A 15667-nucleotide genomic window follows, 5' to 3' on the forward strand; every position below is an offset into this window, starting at 1 on the left:
CCAGCACTCTGGTACGCGCCTTGCTATGTGTAGGTCGATGTCAGAACTCTCCCAGGGCGGTAACACTATCAGTGACTGCCGCCGGTGGGAAAGCAACTGGAATTACCGCAAAAACCTCATGCTGCTTGACCCCAAAAAAAGCCAACACGGGTCGATATCGCCTCATAAGGGTGCGCTGAGGTTGGAGCTTGGACACAACAAGAGCAACTGGAGGTATGTAATGAAGGTATTGAAGTCCACCCTGGCCATCGTCACCGCGGCGGCTGTACTGGGTGTCAGTGGTTTCGCCCAGGCGGGCGCCACTCTGGATGCCGTGCAGAAAAAAGGCTTTGTGCAATGCGGCGTAAGTGACGGTTTGCCGGGTTTCTCGGTGCCGGATGCCAGCGGCAAGATCCTCGGGATTGACGCTGACTACTGCCGCGCTGTGGCTGCTGCGGTTTTTGGTGACGCCACCAAGGTCAAGTTCAGCCAGTTGAACGCCAAGGAGCGTTTCACCGCGCTGCAATCGGGCGAAGTCGACATCCTGTCGCGCAACACCACCATGACCAGTTCCCGCGATGCGGGCATGGGCCTGAAATTCCCGGGCTTCATCACCTACTACGACGGCATCGGCTTTCTGGTCAACAACAAGCTCGGCGTGAAAAGTGCCAAGGAACTGGACGGCGCGACCATCTGCATCCAGGCGGGTACTACCACTGAGCTGAACGTTTCCGATTACTTCCGCGCCAACAACCTCAAGTACACCCCGATCACCTTCGACACTTCTGATGAAAGCGCCAAGTCGCTGGAGTCCGGGCGTTGCGACGTGCTGACTTCCGACAAGTCGCAACTGTTCGCCCAGCGCAGCAAGCTGGCGGCGCCGAAAGACTACGTGGTGCTGCCGGAAACCATTTCCAAGGAACCACTGGGCCCGGTGGTGCGTAACGGCGACGACGAGTGGCTGGCCATCGTGCGCTGGGTGGGCTACGCCATGCTCAACGCTGAAGAGGCCGGTGTGACCTCCAAGAACGTCGAGGCCGAAGCCAAGTCCACCAAGAACCCGGACGTTGCGCGTCTGCTCGGTGCCGATGGCGAATACGGCAAAGACCTGAAAGTGAAGAAGGATTGGGTCGTACAGATCGTCAAGCAAGTGGGTAACTACGGCGAAATGTTCGAGCGCAACCTGGGCAAGAGCACGCCGCTGGAAATCGACCGTGGCCTGAACGCGCTGTGGAACAACGGCGGTATCCAGTACGCACCTCCTGTGCGCTGATCGCTGATGGTTCTATCACCCGGTGGGCCAACCGCCGGGTGATGTTCTGTTCCATTCCTTGCGGGGCATTCCATGCAAAATCTCATCGGCGCACCCAAGCAGAAGCTCAGCTTCAGCGATCCCAAAGTGCGCGCGTGGCTCTTCCAGATCATCACCATTGTGGCGGTGGTCTCGCTGGGCTGGTACCTGTTTCACAACACCCAGACCAACCTGCAACACCGGGGCATCACCTCCGGTTTCGACTTTCTTGAGCGCAGTGCCGGCTTTGGCATCGCGCAGCATTTGATCGACTACACCGAATCGGACAGCTATGCCCGGGTGTTTGTGATCGGCTTGCTCAATACCTTGCTGGTGACCGTCATTGGTGTGGTGCTGGCAACCCTGCTCGGTTTCATCATCGGCGTGGCGCGCCTGTCGCCCAACTGGATGATCAACAAGCTGGCGACGGTCTATGTGGAAGTCTTTCGCAATATCCCGCCGTTGCTGCAAATCCTGTTCTGGTATTTCGCGGTGTTCCTGACCATGCCGGGGCCGCGCAACAGCCATAACTTCGGTGACATGTTCTTCGTCAGCAGTCGTGGCCTGAACATGCCGGCGGCGCTGGCGGCCGATGGGTTCTGGCCGTTTGTCGCCAGCGTGGTGGTCGCTATCGTGGCTATCGTGCTGATGACCCGCTGGGCCAACAAGCGCTTTGAAGCGACAGGCGTACCGTTCCATAAATTCTGGACGGGCCTGGCGCTATTGATTGTGATCCCGACGTTGTGCGGGTTGACCTTCGGCGCACCGCTGCATTGGGAAATGCCCAGGCTTGCAGGCTTCAACTTCGTCGGCGGCTGGGTACTGATTCCGGAACTGCTGGCATTGACCCTGGCCCTGACCGTGTACACGGCGGCCTTCATTGCGGAGATCGTGCGTTCTGGCATCAAGTCCGTCAGCCATGGCCAGACTGAAGCGGCACGCTCGCTGGGCCTGCGCCCGGGGCCGACGCTACGCAAGGTCATCATCCCGCAAGCCTTGCGCGTGATCATTCCCCCGTTGACCAGCCAATACCTGAACCTGGCGAAAAACTCCTCGTTGGCCGCCGGTATCGGTTACCCGGAAATGGTTTCGCTGTTTGCCGGCACGGTGCTCAATCAGACCGGCCAGGCCATCGAAGTCATTGCCATCACCATGAGCGTGTACCTGGCGATCAGCATCAGCATTTCCCTGCTGATGAACTGGTACAACAAGCGCATTGCGCTGATCGAGCGGTGAGGAGACGCCCATGACTACGCATACGTTCAAACCTGATATGCCACCCCCGGGCAAAGTCTTCGGGCCGGTGGCCTGGATGCGCGCCAATCTGTTCTCAAGCTGGCTCAACACGCTGCTGACTTTGCTGGCGATCTACCTGGTGTACCTGGTGGTGCCGCCGATTTTGCATTGGGCGATTCTGGATGCCAACTGGGTCGGCACCACGCGCGCCGATTGCACCAAAGAGGGCGCCTGCTGGGTGTTCATCCAGCAGCGCTTCGGGCAGTTCATGTATGGCTATTACCCCGTCGACCTGCGCTGGCGCGTGGACATGACGGTATGGCTGGCCATCGTTGGCGTGGCGCCGTTGTTCATCTCGCGTTTTCCACGCAAGGCGATCTACGGCCTGGGCTTTTTGCTGCTGTACCCGATCATCGCCTACTGCTTGCTGCATGGCGGCGTGTTCGGGCTGAGCAACGTGGCGACCAGCCAATGGGGCGGCTTGATGCTGACCCTGGTGATCGCCACGGTGGGCATCGCCGGCGCCTTGCCGTTGGGCATTGTGCTGGCGTTGGGCAGGCGTTCGAACATGCCGGCGATTCGGGTGGTTTGCGTGACCTTCATCGAGTTCTGGCGCGGCGTGCCGTTGATCACGGTGCTGTTCATGTCATCGGTGATGTTGCCGTTGTTTCTGCCCGAGGGCATGAACTTCGACAAGTTGTTGCGTGCCCTGATCGGCGTGATTCTGTTTCAGTCGGCCTATGTGGCAGAAGTGGTGCGCGGTGGCTTGCAGGCGATCCCCAAGGGGCAATACGAAGCGGCTGCGGCGATGGGCCTGGGTTACTGGCGCAGCATGGGCCTGGTGATCCTGCCGCAAGCCTTGAAGATGGTGATACCGGGCATCGTCAATACGTTCATCGCACTGTTCAAGGACACCAGCCTTGTGATCATCATCGGCCTGTTCGACCTGCTCAACAGCGTCAAGCAAGCCGCCGCCGACCCCAAATGGCTGGGCATGGCCACTGAAGGCTACGTGTTCGCCGCCCTGGTGTTCTGGATTTTCTGTTTTGGTATGTCGCGCTATTCCATGCATCTGGAACGCAAGCTCGACACCGGCCACAAGCGTTAGGAGTTGTTTTAATGAGCCAAGCAATCAAGCAGCCGGTGAGCCCTGAAGGCATTATTCAGATGCAGGGCGTCAACAAGTGGTATGGCCAGTTCCACGTGTTGAAAGACATCAACCTCAACGTCAAGCAGGGCGAGCGCATTGTGCTGTGCGGGCCGTCGGGCTCGGGCAAGTCCACCACCATTCGCTGCCTCAACCGCCTGGAAGAGCACCAGCAAGGCCGCATCGTGGTCGATGGCGTGGAGTTGACCAACGACCTCAAGCAGATCGAAGCGATCCGCCGTGAAGTGGGCATGGTGTTCCAGCACTTCAATCTGTTCCCACACCTGACCATCCTGCAAAACTGCACGCTGGCGCCGATGTGGGTGCGCAAGATGCCCAAGCGCAAGGCCGAGGAAATTGCCATGCACTACCTTGAGCGCGTACGCATTCCAGAGCAGGCCCACAAGTTTCCGGGGCAACTGTCCGGCGGCCAGCAACAGCGTGTGGCCATCGCCCGTGCCTTGTGCATGAAACCGAAAATCATGCTGTTCGACGAGCCGACCTCGGCACTCGACCCGGAAATGGTGAAAGAGGTTCTGGACACCATGATTGGCCTGGCCGAAGACGGCATGACCATGTTGTGCGTGACTCACGAAATGGGCTTTGCGCGCACCGTGGCCAACCGCGTGATCTTCATGGACAAGGGCGAGATCGTGGAGCAGGCGGCGCCGAATGACTTCTTCGACAACCCGCAGAATGACCGGACCAAGTTGTTCTTGAGCCAGATACTGCATTGATCGATGGTTGAACACATAAACCCGGCCTGGTGCCGGGTTTATTGTTTGTCGGCTAGCAAGCCTTGAGCGCCTCTGGCTCCCGTGTTGAGGATATGAGTAAACCTGCGCAAATACCCTGGCCTAGCCACTCTACTGCTTCTTTTGCTAATCCAGGCACTCTGGTGCGTTGCCTTTGCAGGCAACTGCGAATAGCCTCGTCGGCGCCCAGTTACGTCAGGCCCTGAACATCTCACCGCGTCGCCAGGCTGTATTCGACCTGCATATCGCCTTGCTCGACGCGGTAGAAACCAAGACCGCGAACGTGCCAAATCCCTCTGCCGGCAGTTGATCAATGAACCTTGAAGCCAAACGTACGACTGAACTCGAAGAACTGTTGATCGACGCCGAAGCCGATGACGAGGCCGTCCAGCAGGCCCATCCGCGGGTGGTTCGTCCGTGGCTCCTGCTACTGGGCCTGGTACTGGTGGCGTTGAACCTGCGGCCGGCGCTGTCGAGCATGTCGCCACTGCTGGCTGAAGTCTCCAGCAGCCTTGGGTTATCTGCGGCCAAGGCCGGGTTGCTGACTACTTTGCCGGTCTTGTGCCTGGGCCTGTTCGCGCCCACTGCGCCGATCCTGGCCAGACGTTTTGGCGCCGAGCGCGTGGTGCTGGGCATCCTGCTGACCCTGGCCGCCGGAATTATCCTGCGCAGTTCGTTCGGTGAAGTGGGGCTGTTCGCCGGCAGCCTGATTGCCGGTGCGAGTATTGGCATCATTGGCGTGTTGCTGCCGGGCATCGTCAAGCGCGATTTTGCCAGGCAGGCGGGTGCCATGACCGGCGTCTACACCATGGCGTTGTGTCTAGGGGCTGCGTTGGCTGCGGGAGCCACGGTGCCCCTGAGCCAATATTTCGCAGACAGCTGGGCCATCGGCCTGGGGTTCTGGGTTATTCCGGCGTTGCTGGCGGCCTTGTTCTGGTTGCCACAAGTGGGGCAAAAGCACGGTGCCCATCAGGTGGCTTACCGGGTCAGGGGCTTGCTGCGTGACCCGCTCGCCTGGCAGGTGACTTTGTACATGGGCCTGCAATCGTCCCTGGCCTACATTGTGTTTGGCTGGTTGCCGTCAATCCTGATCGGACGTGGCCTGAGTGCTACCGAAGCCGGGTTGGCGCTCTCAGGCTCCATCATTGTGCAACTGCTCAGTTCCCTGGCCGCACCGTGGTTGGCCACCCGAGGCAAGGACCAGCGCCTGGCGATTGTGGTGGTGATGCTGCTGACCCTCGGCGGCCTGTTCGGTTGCCTGTATGCGCCGCTGGACGGTTTATGGGGCTGGGCGATTCTGCTCGGTCTGGGGCAGGGCGGCACCTTCAGCCTGGCGCTGACTTTGATCGTGCTGCGCTCGCGTGACGCTCACGTCGCCGCCAACCTGTCGAGCATGGCCCAGGGGATCGGTTACACCCTGGCGTCAATGGGCCCGTTTGCGGTTGGCCTGGTGCACGACTGGACCGGCGGCTGGGCGGCTATCGGCTGGATCTTCGCGGTGATCGGCCTGGGCGCGATTGTCGCGGGCCTGGGCGCCGGTCGTGCGTGCTACGTACAGGTCACCAGCGAGAAGCTCTAGAGGTAAACCACTTCCAGAGTGGCTGAACCGTCGAGCGGGGTTTCCACGCTCAGGTCCAGGTTTTGTCGAGCATTGATCACCGTCTGCACGGTGACGGTGCTCAGCATTAAACCGATGGCCGCGGGGCCGCTGACACTACCCTCTACGTCGGTAAAACCCAGGTAGCTCCTGGAGCCGATGTCGATGGGGTTGAGGTTGGACGTGCGCCACGCCAGGCCCCCGGTAGTGGACTCGGTGCCGTAGATCTGCGCAATGTTGCCGGCCTGGGTCTGTCGTGGGTCGAAGGTCATGGAGTAGACCCCCAGGCGGTTGCCGCTGACATCGAACCCCAGGCCGTAGTAAATCTCGCTGTCGACCATGGCCGAGCCGTCGCGGTTGTCGCGCATGCGCAGGGCAAAGCGAACCGTGCCCGTGCAGGCGATGCCGACGGTCAAGGTCTTGACGGGCAGACGCGTAGCAGTCTCCAGGTTCAAGTCCTGTTGGGCAATCTTGCCGTAGTCAATCAGGGCACCGCCGGGGAACTGCGGCATGCAGGCGGAGGGAGTGATCAGGCCTTTGACACTCAGGTCCACCGCCGAGGCGGCTAGCACAGAGGGCGTGCTGGTCAACAGCAACAGACTGGTAAAGAGGCGGGTTTTCACGGGACGAGTTCCTCATAGTGACGGGTCAGGGGTAGACGATTTCGATAGTGCCGGAACCATTGATATGCACCACCTCGCGAAGATTCAGGCTTTGCATGGGGGCAAGGTAAGACTTGAGGCGCATCGTGCCGGTCAGGGTCTGGATGGCGACCGGGCCGGTGGTGACCCCCATCGTGTCGGTAAACCCCAGCAGGCTGTTGGCGGCCATGGGGATTTGCCGTGCGGTGGAACTGCTCCATGCCACGCCGTTGCTGGTGGAGTCGGTGCGGTACAGCGCGGGGAAGGTGTCGGCGCTGAATTCGGCCGGGTCGATAGTCAGGTAAAACCGCCCGATTTTGTTGCGACTGGCATCCAGGTCCAATCCATACGCGGTTTCATCGGTACCGCCCGTGGCTGAACCGTCGCGATTGTCTTTCATGTGCAGAGCAAAGCGGATCGGCGCATCGCAGGTCACACTCAGGCGCAGTGTGCGCATGGGCAGCGGTGTTTCAGTGGTGGCGTTGAGGTCTTTGGCATACAGGGTGCCGTAGTCCACCACGCCGTGGTCGGATAATGTCGGCAGGCAGGCGATGGGCGCAAAGTGCGCGCGCACGGTCAGTTCCCGGTAGCGTCCGTTTTGTGCGCTGTACACCATCCCGGAAACTTCCCAGGTGGTGTTGTCGCGCACTTGAGTGGCAGCGGGGTCGGCCCAGGCGCGCAGCGTCAGTTGCAACGACAGGGTGTTGCCCCTGAGCACCGCACCGTGTTCGACCGGCGCGACGCCATGGCCGGAGCGCCATTCCAGCTCCGTGCCATTGGCCACGGGCGCCTGGCCCGCAGCAGGTAGCAGCCCCAACTTTACGGCGCGACCATCGAGCACGGCGTTGCCGGCTTCGATGGCATAGCTGCCATGCGGGGTAAATTGCAGGCGCTGCGGGCTAGCGGCCAGTGCGCGATAGAACAGGCTCAAATCTTGCGCTTGCGGACAGTTGATGGTCACGCTCAGGCGCCGCTCGCCAAGCAAGCGTTCCAGTGCACTGTCGCTTTGTGCCAGGCGGCTCATCAAGCCGAAATCGATCAGGGGTTCGCTGACATTCAGTTGGCATTCTTCCAAGGCGTGGGCGGTGCCGGCACCGCCGATCAATAACCACAGGCACAGTTGGCGCATACACGTTGCGAAGGGCATGACGGGGATCCTCAAGGCGCGTGGCAACGCGCGGGAGCAGTTTCGAAGTACACCGTGGGGTCGGCTTTTTCCGGAAGTGAGTAACGCAATTCGCATCGACCGCCATCGGGCATGGTTATCCACAGCGTCGATTGGTCCAGCACGTTGGGTAGAAACACCTGGCTGCCGTCTTGCACCAAGGTGACGAACTCGCCGCTGGCGCTGCTGACTGAGGCTCCGGCAGGCAGAGGTTTACCCTGGTCGGTGCTGACGGTGAGCAATATGCGACGGGTCAAGCTGATGCCAAATTCCACTCGGTCAACAGCGCCGCGTCCGGCCGAGATCATCGCCAGGCCATTGTGGATGTCGGCATTGCGCGGCAGTGAACGTGTCTGCACTTCCACTGGGCTGCGCCCGTAGGCGGTGACTTGCGGCACCACGGCCTGGCCTTGCCAGTCGGTCCATACCGCGCCGCTGGGGGTGCTGAGCTTGATGCCACTCATATCGCCGACCGACGCCAGGGCAAAGGTGTCGCGCACCGGGTAGGGTGAAAAAGTTACGCCGTCGCCATGTATCACCACACCGCCGCGAGCGCCGCCTTGATAACTGGAGCGTTCGGCATCGGAGCGGCTGTAGCTGAAATCGAGCTGGCTGTAACGCGGCAATACCGAGACGCCCAGCGTGGTTTCCACTTGATGGTCGCTGCTGTCGTGTTCGGCGCTGACGCGATAGCTGAGTTGGTCGTCGATCTGTTCGGTGAGGCCCAGGCCGGTGCGGTTCTCACCGCCGGAATTGCGCGCCCAGCTACGTAGCCGGCGACTTTCGCCCAACGGCACGCTGATATTGAGGTACACGGCGTTGTCCTGTTGCTGGCTACCGCCCATTTGCCACTCGGCACTGGCCGACAGTGACACAGCACCGATACTCGTGCCCCACGAGGCCAACGCACGGCTGCTGCTGTCGCCAGCGAAGTTGGCCGAGCGCGCAACCCCGGCGCTGAACGCACCCAGCAGCGGATGCGACCAGCCCAGGTTGAGGCTTTGCTGGTCGCGATAACGAGAGTCGCGGTTGCTGTCACCACGCTCATACGTGCTTTCTTCGAGTTCGCGATAGCCGATGCTGCGCCAGGAATTGGCGACGCTGATCGACCACTGCTCGCCCAGGCGCTGGGACCAGGAAAGGTCAGTCTGTACGCCCGAAACCTTTTCCCACGCCTGGGTGTTGGACAGCTGCGTGGACAGTTGGATCTGGCTGTCCACCCACGGCAACCAGCCCAGGCTGGCGCCCACCGAGCGGTAATCGCTGGCTGCCAGTACACCGGTGCCCAGGGTCAACTGCGGGTGCAGCGCACCGGTCCAGCCGCCACTGACCACCCACGGATCAGCGCCTTTGGCGTCGCCCACATTACGCACCCGACCCGCCGCCACGGAGTAACCCGGTGCTGGCAACCCAAGGCCGAGCATGGCCGCCGGCACGGTGAAGCGCCGCTCACCGCCAGCGCTTTCCTTGACCGTGACCTCCACGTCCGAGCGCGTATTCAAGCGACGTACATCGGTCAGGGTAAAGGGACCAGCGGGCACGACGGTGGAGTGAATCAACGCTCCGTTCTGTCGTACCTCCACCTGGGCAGGGCTGTTGGCAATGCCCTGGATCCGCGCACCCTGGCCCTGTTCTTGAAGGGCGTGCTCGGTAAGCACCTGCACCCCGGTGATCTGCGCGCCGGACAGTACCGGGTTATACAGGTTGATTTGCCCAGCCTGCAGCACCGCCTGGTGGCTGGCAAAGGTGCGTTGGGCATAGGCTTGCAAGTGGGTGCTGCGTGACAGGCCATCCTGCCAGGTCTGTACTTGGCGGCTGCGCACGATCCAATCGCCGGCATTGAACCCCACCTCGGTGTTGGCCGAGCCAAAGCGGCTGGCGTCATCGCCGAAGCGGTTGTAGAAACCACTGAGGTCGTAGTTGAGCAGCCCGGCAAACCCGCCGGTTTCGTACCCCGAGATATCCTGTTGTATGGGGCGCAGCGCCTCGGTGGGTACCACCAGTGACACCGTCAGCGTCGCCGGGTCCGGTTCAACCAGGGTTTGTGGATATTGCGCAAGAAAATCCTGACAACCTGCCGTTTCATTCGGGATCACCAGGTTGGCGGCGTCCAGCAATGCGCGGTCGAAGCACAGGTTGCCTTGCTGATCGAAGGTCACATCCAGCCGGCCGTGTCGCTGACCATTGACCCGCAGATTGACCGTGTGTTGCCCGCTGGCGAAGCGCGGTGCTGCCAGCAGCAGGCTGGCCAGCTGTGGATCAATGCCGCGTTGATGCAAGGTCTGGGCGTCGAAGCTGGAGTTTTCGGCCCATGCCTTGGCGGGCATCAGCGCGCACAGCAGTAACACCAGCGGCAAGGTCGAGCTGACAGGGATGTCGGGCACGGCTTCGCCGTCACGGTAACTCAATACTGTTTTCACGCAAGGTACTCGAGTAGTGAACGCGCGGGCCCCGTGTGCCCAGGCGTTCTGGTGACGGTCAATGAGCCGTCACTTCGTTATTCAGGCGGCGGTCAGGGGGGCGACGCCTGCGGTTTTCAGTCAGAGGGTGATCGGTGCGTCGTAGGCCTTCACCGCAAAGCCGTACACAGTGGCCGGCTGCAACCTGACCGTGTTGGCCTTGCCGCCGCTGGCCGGCACGCTCAAGGCTTCGCCGGGCAGCACGTAAGTGCGCGGCAGCATCGCCCTGCCGTTGCCGGGCAACAGCAGCAGTTCCTGCGCCAGGCGTACTACATAGGGCGTGTCGTTACGCACCTGCAACTGGCCGTCGCGCAAGGTCCAGGTCAGGTCGGTCCAGGGCGTGCGGTTGGGGGCAAGGCCTTTGGGATGCACGATCACCGGCAAGTTCTGGCGCACGGTCACACCCACGCGGGCATGTCCGGCGGCGGTCGCGTCACGGCCTTGGGGCATGCCTTCGAACACCGCGCGTTTAAGCCGTTGGGTGAGCAACGGCTTCCGGTTTTGCAGGATGAAGCGCACCAACTGGGATTTGGACGCCTCGACCCGTGAAAGCGGCGGGGTCACCACCAGCAGCGGCTCGGTGTCCTCCGGAATATCCTGCAGGGTCACATGCAGCAGCGCGAGTTGGCTGTCGGTGTTGGTCACTGACACTGCCGCTTCGCCTTCGGCTTCGAACACGATCACCACGGAGGTGTCCGGTATCATCCCGTCGGCTTTGACTTGATTGCCGAGTATCAGCAGCAGGGCGACAAGGCCGACAGCGGTGTTTGAGAATGTCGTCGTCATGACGGGTTTTCCATTAGGCCAAAAGGCATCGGTCAGAGGTAGCGCAAATCCAGGACGATGGAGCCGTCGAGGGGGACTTCCTGGTCCAGCGTCAGGTACTGCGAAAAGTTGATGGCGGTGACCACCTGAAGCTCGGCGGTCAGTTGGCTGATGAAATCCGGTTGACGGTCGCCCAGCGGTGCAAAGGCCATATAGGATCTTGGATAGGCGTTGGGGTCCGGCGACCAGGTTTCCCCGTTGTTGGTGGAGGCCAATACCTGCATGGGCTGCGCATCGCCCACCGCGTTGCGATAGGACAACGCCACGGAGCCGAGACGCTCCTCGGGGGCGTGGATGTTTCTGCCCAGTCCGTAGAAAAAGTCGGGGGCCAGCGAGGAGTCGGCGCGATTGTCGATGCCTACCAAGGCAAACAGCATGGGCCTGGCGCAGAGCACATGCAGTTCGAGTAGCTGGCTGGGCAGCACGGTAAACTCGTCTGCATTGAGGCTATGTGCGGGGATCTTGTCGTGCTCGATGATGCCGTCATTCGTCAGCTCGATATGGCAGGCATCCGGTGTCACCCGGCCGGTCACCGTGAGGTCGACGGTCGACGCTGCGTGGGCATCGGTCATCGCGGCCAGGCCAAGCACGATGGCCACGTTTTGCCCCCATGCCGCGAGCACGGGCAGCGCCAGACGCAGCCCATGCCTGCCGGCGCTCGAGGGGTGGGCGGCCATGGGTTACAGGTACTTCACTTCAAGGGTGGCGGAGCCGTCGATGGTCACCTCATTGCTGAGGTCCATGCCGGCAGTGCTCATGATGAAGGTCTGCACTTGCAGATCGACCTGCAGGTCTTTGACAGGCAGCGGCTGGCTGTCGTCATCCATTGCGGCGATCGACATGTACAGGCCCGGATCCCAGAACTTTTCTTTGAACCAGGTATTACCTTGGTCGGACGATGCAATGGGTTGCACCACTACACCATCATCGGCCAGTGGATTGGCAAGCGTGAGGCTGTATCCCCCCAGCTTCTGGGTGTCATTGATAAAGCCCAGGCCGTAACTCGAAGAGATACCTGAGGATGCACGGTTATCGATCGAGTGCAGGGCGAATTGGATCGGCGCATCGCAATTGACGGCCAGGACCAGGGTATGGTTGCCAATGACTGTCGGGTTGTCAGGTTTCAGGTCTTTAGCAGAGATCTTGCCGTGGTCGATCACATTGCTACCGTGAAAGGTGGGTATACAGGCGCTGGGCACGATCAGCCCTTTGACGGTCAGGTCGACGCTGGAGGCAGCGAAGGCAGTGGTTGAGCTGAGCAGAAGTACGCTGGCGGCCAGGGTGGTCAATCGAATGTTCATCGGGGGCTCCATATCCTTAGAGGTAATTGACTTGCACGGTGGCGTGGCCGTCGATAGGTACATCGTCGGTCAGCGTCAGGTTGCTGGCAGGCGCAATGTGAGTGATCAGGCGGATCTCGGCGTCCAGCTTCTGGATCGCAATCGGCACCAGGCCGTCGTTGTTGGCAACCGCCGTCAGCACGGTGTGGCTGAGCATCACGGAGGGCATCCAGGTTGTGCCGCCATCCCTGGAGATAATGGTGCGTACCGGCATGTTGTCGGCGACCGGCTGGTAGAGGCCAAGCCCGGCATCACCGACTTTTTCATCGTTGGGGGTCATGCCCAGGCCGTGCCAACTGAAGTGGCTGGCAGTGGTGCCGGCACGGTTGTCGATGGTGTTCAGGGTAAAAAACGTCGGCCCTTCGCAACGCACGCTCAAGAGCATGGTTTCTCGGGGCAGGTCGGTGTAGGTGTCGCTATTGAGATCCTTGACCGACACCTTGCCGAAGTCGACATTGCCACCGCCGGAGACCTCTGGCGCGCAGGCGCTTGGCGTGATGATGCCTTTGACGGTGAGGTCCAGGCTGCTGGCGGCCAGTGTGAGAGGCGAGGTGGTCAACAATAGGACGGCCAGGGGCGTGGCTCTTAAGTAAGTCATCGTTTGAACCTTCCTTAGTACGAAGATGAGGGGTTACAGGTACAGAACTTCCAAAGTTGCGGAGCCGTCCAGCGCCACTTCGTTGGCCAGGCTCAAGCCGTTGGCGGGTGCAATGGCGGTGTGCACGGTGATGTCCATGAGCGCGTTGTGCACGGGGTGCGGGGCCCAGCCGGAATCGGCACGGCTGCCCAGGGCCACCAACATAGCGTCTTGCAGCGGGTCCTCCGGATAGAGCGGCGCCCAGGGGCGCTGTTCGTACTGGTAGAGCAAGGTCGAAGGCGTTTCGGCGACGGGCTTACTGAACATCAGTTGGTACCCGCCGAGCTTTTCTGTGCCGTTGGCTACACCCAGGCCGTAGGCGCCGAACGTTGAGGAGCCGGCTCGGTTGTCGATGGGCTTGATGGCAAACAGCGTCGCCGCCTCGCAACTCACGCTCAGTTGTAATGTCTGGTCCTCAAGCCAGGTATGGCTGTCGAGGTTCAGGTCTTTTGCTGCGACTTTTCCATAGTCCACAGCCCCTGGCAGGTTCGGGGTGCAGGCACTCGGTGTGATCAAGCCCTTGACGGTCAGGTCCACGGAACTGGCAGCGAAAGCGGATGACGCCAGGGTGAGCAGCAGGGCGCTGCTCAACAGGGGCAGGCGGGTCTTCATCTGGGAAACGTCCATTTACAGGTACTTCACTTCAAAGGTCGCGGAGCCGTCGATGGCCACTTCGCTGGTCAAGGTCAGGTTTCTTGCAGGTGCAATCAAGGTGTGCAGCGTCATGTCCATGAGCGCCTCTTTGATCGGGTGGGGGGCCCAACCGTTCTCACCGCGGCTGCCCAGCGCCACCAGATCGTTGGGGGCAATGACCTCATCCTTAAGGAGTTCTGTCCATCGGCCCTCGGAGTTGTACATTGCAATCAGGGTGGATGGTGTTTCAGTGACGGGGTTGGTGAACGTCAACTGATACAGGCCGAGCTTCTGGTTTTCGTTGATCAAGCCCAGGCCAAAGGCGGCGCCAGACGCGGCGGAACCGGCTCGATTGTCGACGGGATGGATTGCAAACAGCGTCGCCGCGTCGCAATTGACGCTCAGTTGCAGGGTCTTTTTCTCAAGCGGCGTATAGCTGTCTTGATACAGATCTTTTGCGGCGATTTTTCCAAGATCGACGTCACCCGGCAGGCTGGGTGTGCAGGCGCTGGGCGTGATCAACCCTTTGACAGTCAGGTCGACGCTGCTGGCGGCGAAAGCGGATGACGTTATGGCGAGCAGCAGGGCACTGCTCAGTAGGGATACAGAGGTCTTCATTTCAAATTGTTCCATTACAAGCTGGCAGATTGAGATGCGGCAGAGCAACGCCCGATCGTGTGTGGACGGGTGGTTGCCTGGCGGTGATCTCGATGTTTTTTAGCGCTTGCCGGGGAGTGGCAAGCCGTCCCTCTTTGGGGTAGGCATAATCTAGCCAGGGGGATGCACGGGGGAAATACAACTAATACGACATTGGCAGGGGTACGAAGGACGTGCCGGGAGAGGGTGGTTCGGTAGTGCTTTTCGTAGTTGTTGTATCGACTCTGATTGACTCAAAGGATTATATGTTTTTTGTCGATAACCCCTGAAAGGGTATTTCGATCATTGCTGCATGAAAGGTCTCGAGGGCTATTGCACCAGTGCCGGAGATTACTGCCGGATCAATAGTCACGATAGAGGTACTGATGGGTTCGCTGGCAGGTTCAACAGCAGGAGCGAACCGCAAATTGAAGCCGCAAGGTGCCCCCCCGCTTCATTGGCAGCAGCTGAGCGTGCTGGTGGTGGAAGATCATTCGGCCTACCGCCTGTTGCTGGGTTGTTTGCTGCAGAAGTTGGGGCTGGGATACGAATTGGCCGACGATGGGTACTTCGGGCTGGTGGCCTTCGCCAGCCGGCCCTTCGACTTGGTGATCAGTGATTGCCAGATGCCCGTTATGGATGGCTACAGCATGGCTCGCGCTATTCGCCAGCATGAGTGTGACAACGGGCAGAGGCGAGTGCCGATCATTGCCTTGACCGCCAACCTGCAAAACGACAGCCCCCAGCGTTGCCGCGACGCCGGCATGGATGCCTGGCTGCTCAAGCCATTGACCCTTGAACAGCTGCACGCCGTGTTGGCACGCTGGTTGCCGGGCGAGGATGACGCGCATGTCGCCCAGAGAGCTGTTGCACCGCTCGCCGGCTGGCCAACCCGTGCCACGTTGGTCGCGATGTTTGGCAGCGAGCGTATCGTCGATCAATTGTTGGAAACCCTGTTGTTCGAGGCCTGGGAAGACCACCGCGTGTTGCGTCATGCCTGCTTGACGTTGAACTCATCACTGACGGCTGAGCGCCTCCATCGCTTGGTGGGCAGCCTGGTGTTTTTGGGTGGTACTGGCCTTGAATCAAGCGCCGTGAGGCTGATCGAACAGGTCCAGTCCCAGGGTGTTGCTGCGCACAAGGTGCAATTGGAGTTGTTCCTGGCGCGCTTGTTCGTCTATCTCGAGTACCTCTCTGAAGTCTGAGAGGCAGTGTTGGCGCAGAACGTTTTGCAATCCGTTGATCTTGTCTTTGCTGTAGGTATTTTCTTATTGTTTTGTAGGCAAAAAAGTGTGAGCTACTGAACATTGAGCGCGGCTGCCAGCA

Annotated in this window: 15 protein-coding genes and 1 pseudogene; 7 read left to right on the forward strand and 9 right to left on the reverse strand. The window is 60.6% G+C overall.

Annotated features, from left to right (window positions below):
* Positions 1–220: 220 nt before the first annotated feature.
* From PSEBG33_RS21805 to PSEBG33_RS21785, 6 genes and pseudogenes are all read left to right on the forward strand, one after another.
* On the forward strand, positions 221–1252 hold the full coding sequence (locus tag PSEBG33_RS21805; protein WP_005785045.1) for an amino acid ABC transporter substrate-binding protein: 1032 nt from the start codon (positions 221–223) through the stop codon (positions 1250–1252).
* 72 nt (positions 1253–1324) lie between these two features.
* Entirely contained in the window at positions 1325–2506 is a 1182-nt protein-coding gene (locus PSEBG33_RS21800) for an amino acid ABC transporter permease (protein ID WP_005785047.1), read from the forward strand.
* A gap of 10 nt (positions 2507–2516) precedes the next feature.
* A complete protein-coding gene (locus PSEBG33_RS21795; RefSeq protein WP_005785049.1) occupies positions 2517–3614 on the forward strand; it encodes an amino acid ABC transporter permease in 1098 nt (365 codons plus the stop codon).
* 11 nt (positions 3615–3625) lie between these two features.
* The gene (locus PSEBG33_RS21790) at positions 3626–4390 is read left to right on the forward strand and encodes an amino acid ABC transporter ATP-binding protein (RefSeq protein ID WP_005785051.1); all 765 of its coding nucleotides are present in this window, start codon (positions 3626–3628) and stop codon (positions 4388–4390) included.
* 187 nt (positions 4391–4577) lie between these two features.
* Positions 4578–4732, forward strand: a pseudogene (locus PSEBG33_RS28450) (GntR family transcriptional regulator); the annotation flags it as partial.
* On the forward strand, positions 4722–5987 hold the full coding sequence (locus tag PSEBG33_RS21785; RefSeq protein ID WP_005785054.1) for a CynX/NimT family MFS transporter: 1266 nt from the start codon (positions 4722–4724) through the stop codon (positions 5985–5987). The pseudogene PSEBG33_RS28450 and the gene PSEBG33_RS21785, both read left to right, overlap by 11 nt.
* Here the strand turns inward: PSEBG33_RS21785 and PSEBG33_RS21780 are convergent.
* From PSEBG33_RS21780 to PSEBG33_RS21740, 9 genes are all read right to left on the reverse strand, one after another.
* Positions 5984–6628, reverse strand: a complete 645-nt coding sequence (locus PSEBG33_RS21780; protein WP_005785057.1) for a DUF1120 domain-containing protein — start codon at positions 6626–6628, stop codon at positions 5984–5986. The two genes, PSEBG33_RS21785 and PSEBG33_RS21780, sit on opposite strands and share 4 nt — an antisense overlap.
* Before the next feature lie 25 nt (positions 6629–6653).
* A complete protein-coding gene (locus PSEBG33_RS21775) occupies positions 6654–7793 on the reverse strand; it encodes a DUF1120 domain-containing protein (RefSeq protein WP_005785059.1) in 1140 nt (379 codons plus the stop codon).
* 11 nt (positions 7794–7804) lie between these two features.
* Entirely contained in the window at positions 7805–10231 is a 2427-nt protein-coding gene (locus PSEBG33_RS21770) for a fimbria/pilus outer membrane usher protein (RefSeq protein ID WP_005785060.1), read from the reverse strand.
* 120 nt (positions 10232–10351) lie between these two features.
* Positions 10352–11056 (reverse strand): fimbria/pilus chaperone family protein, encoded by a 705-nt coding sequence (locus tag PSEBG33_RS21765; protein ID WP_005785061.1) that lies wholly within the window; start codon positions 11054–11056, stop codon positions 10352–10354.
* 32 nt (positions 11057–11088) lie between these two features.
* Positions 11089–11772 (reverse strand): DUF1120 domain-containing protein, encoded by a 684-nt coding sequence (locus PSEBG33_RS21760; RefSeq protein ID WP_005785064.1) that lies wholly within the window; start codon positions 11770–11772, stop codon positions 11089–11091.
* A 3-nt stretch (positions 11773–11775) separates the two neighbouring features.
* Complete coding sequence (locus PSEBG33_RS21755; RefSeq protein ID WP_005785066.1) at positions 11776–12396, reverse strand: DUF1120 domain-containing protein; 621 nt, start codon at positions 12394–12396, stop codon at positions 11776–11778.
* Positions 12397–12412: 16 nt separating this feature from the next.
* Positions 12413–13033, reverse strand: coding sequence for a DUF1120 domain-containing protein (locus tag PSEBG33_RS21750; protein WP_005785067.1), 621 nt, complete (start codon positions 13031–13033; stop codon positions 12413–12415).
* 33 nt (positions 13034–13066) lie between these two features.
* The gene (locus PSEBG33_RS21745; protein ID WP_005785069.1) at positions 13067–13684 is read right to left on the reverse strand and encodes a DUF1120 domain-containing protein; all 618 of its coding nucleotides are present in this window, start codon (positions 13682–13684) and stop codon (positions 13067–13069) included.
* A gap of 15 nt (positions 13685–13699) precedes the next feature.
* Positions 13700–14323, reverse strand: a complete 624-nt coding sequence (locus PSEBG33_RS21740; RefSeq protein ID WP_005785071.1) for a DUF1120 domain-containing protein — start codon at positions 14321–14323, stop codon at positions 13700–13702.
* Between the two features lie 404 nt (positions 14324–14727).
* Here PSEBG33_RS21740 and PSEBG33_RS21735 point away from each other — a divergent pair, with 404 nt between their 5' ends.
* Positions 14728–15546, forward strand: coding sequence for a response regulator (locus PSEBG33_RS21735; protein ID WP_005785072.1), 819 nt, complete (start codon positions 14728–14730; stop codon positions 15544–15546).
* Positions 15547–15667 lie beyond the last annotated feature (121 nt).

The sequence above is a fragment of the Pseudomonas synxantha BG33R genome (assembly GCF_000263715.2).
Lineage (GTDB): Bacteria > Pseudomonadota > Gammaproteobacteria > Pseudomonadales > Pseudomonadaceae > Aquipseudomonas > Aquipseudomonas synxantha_A.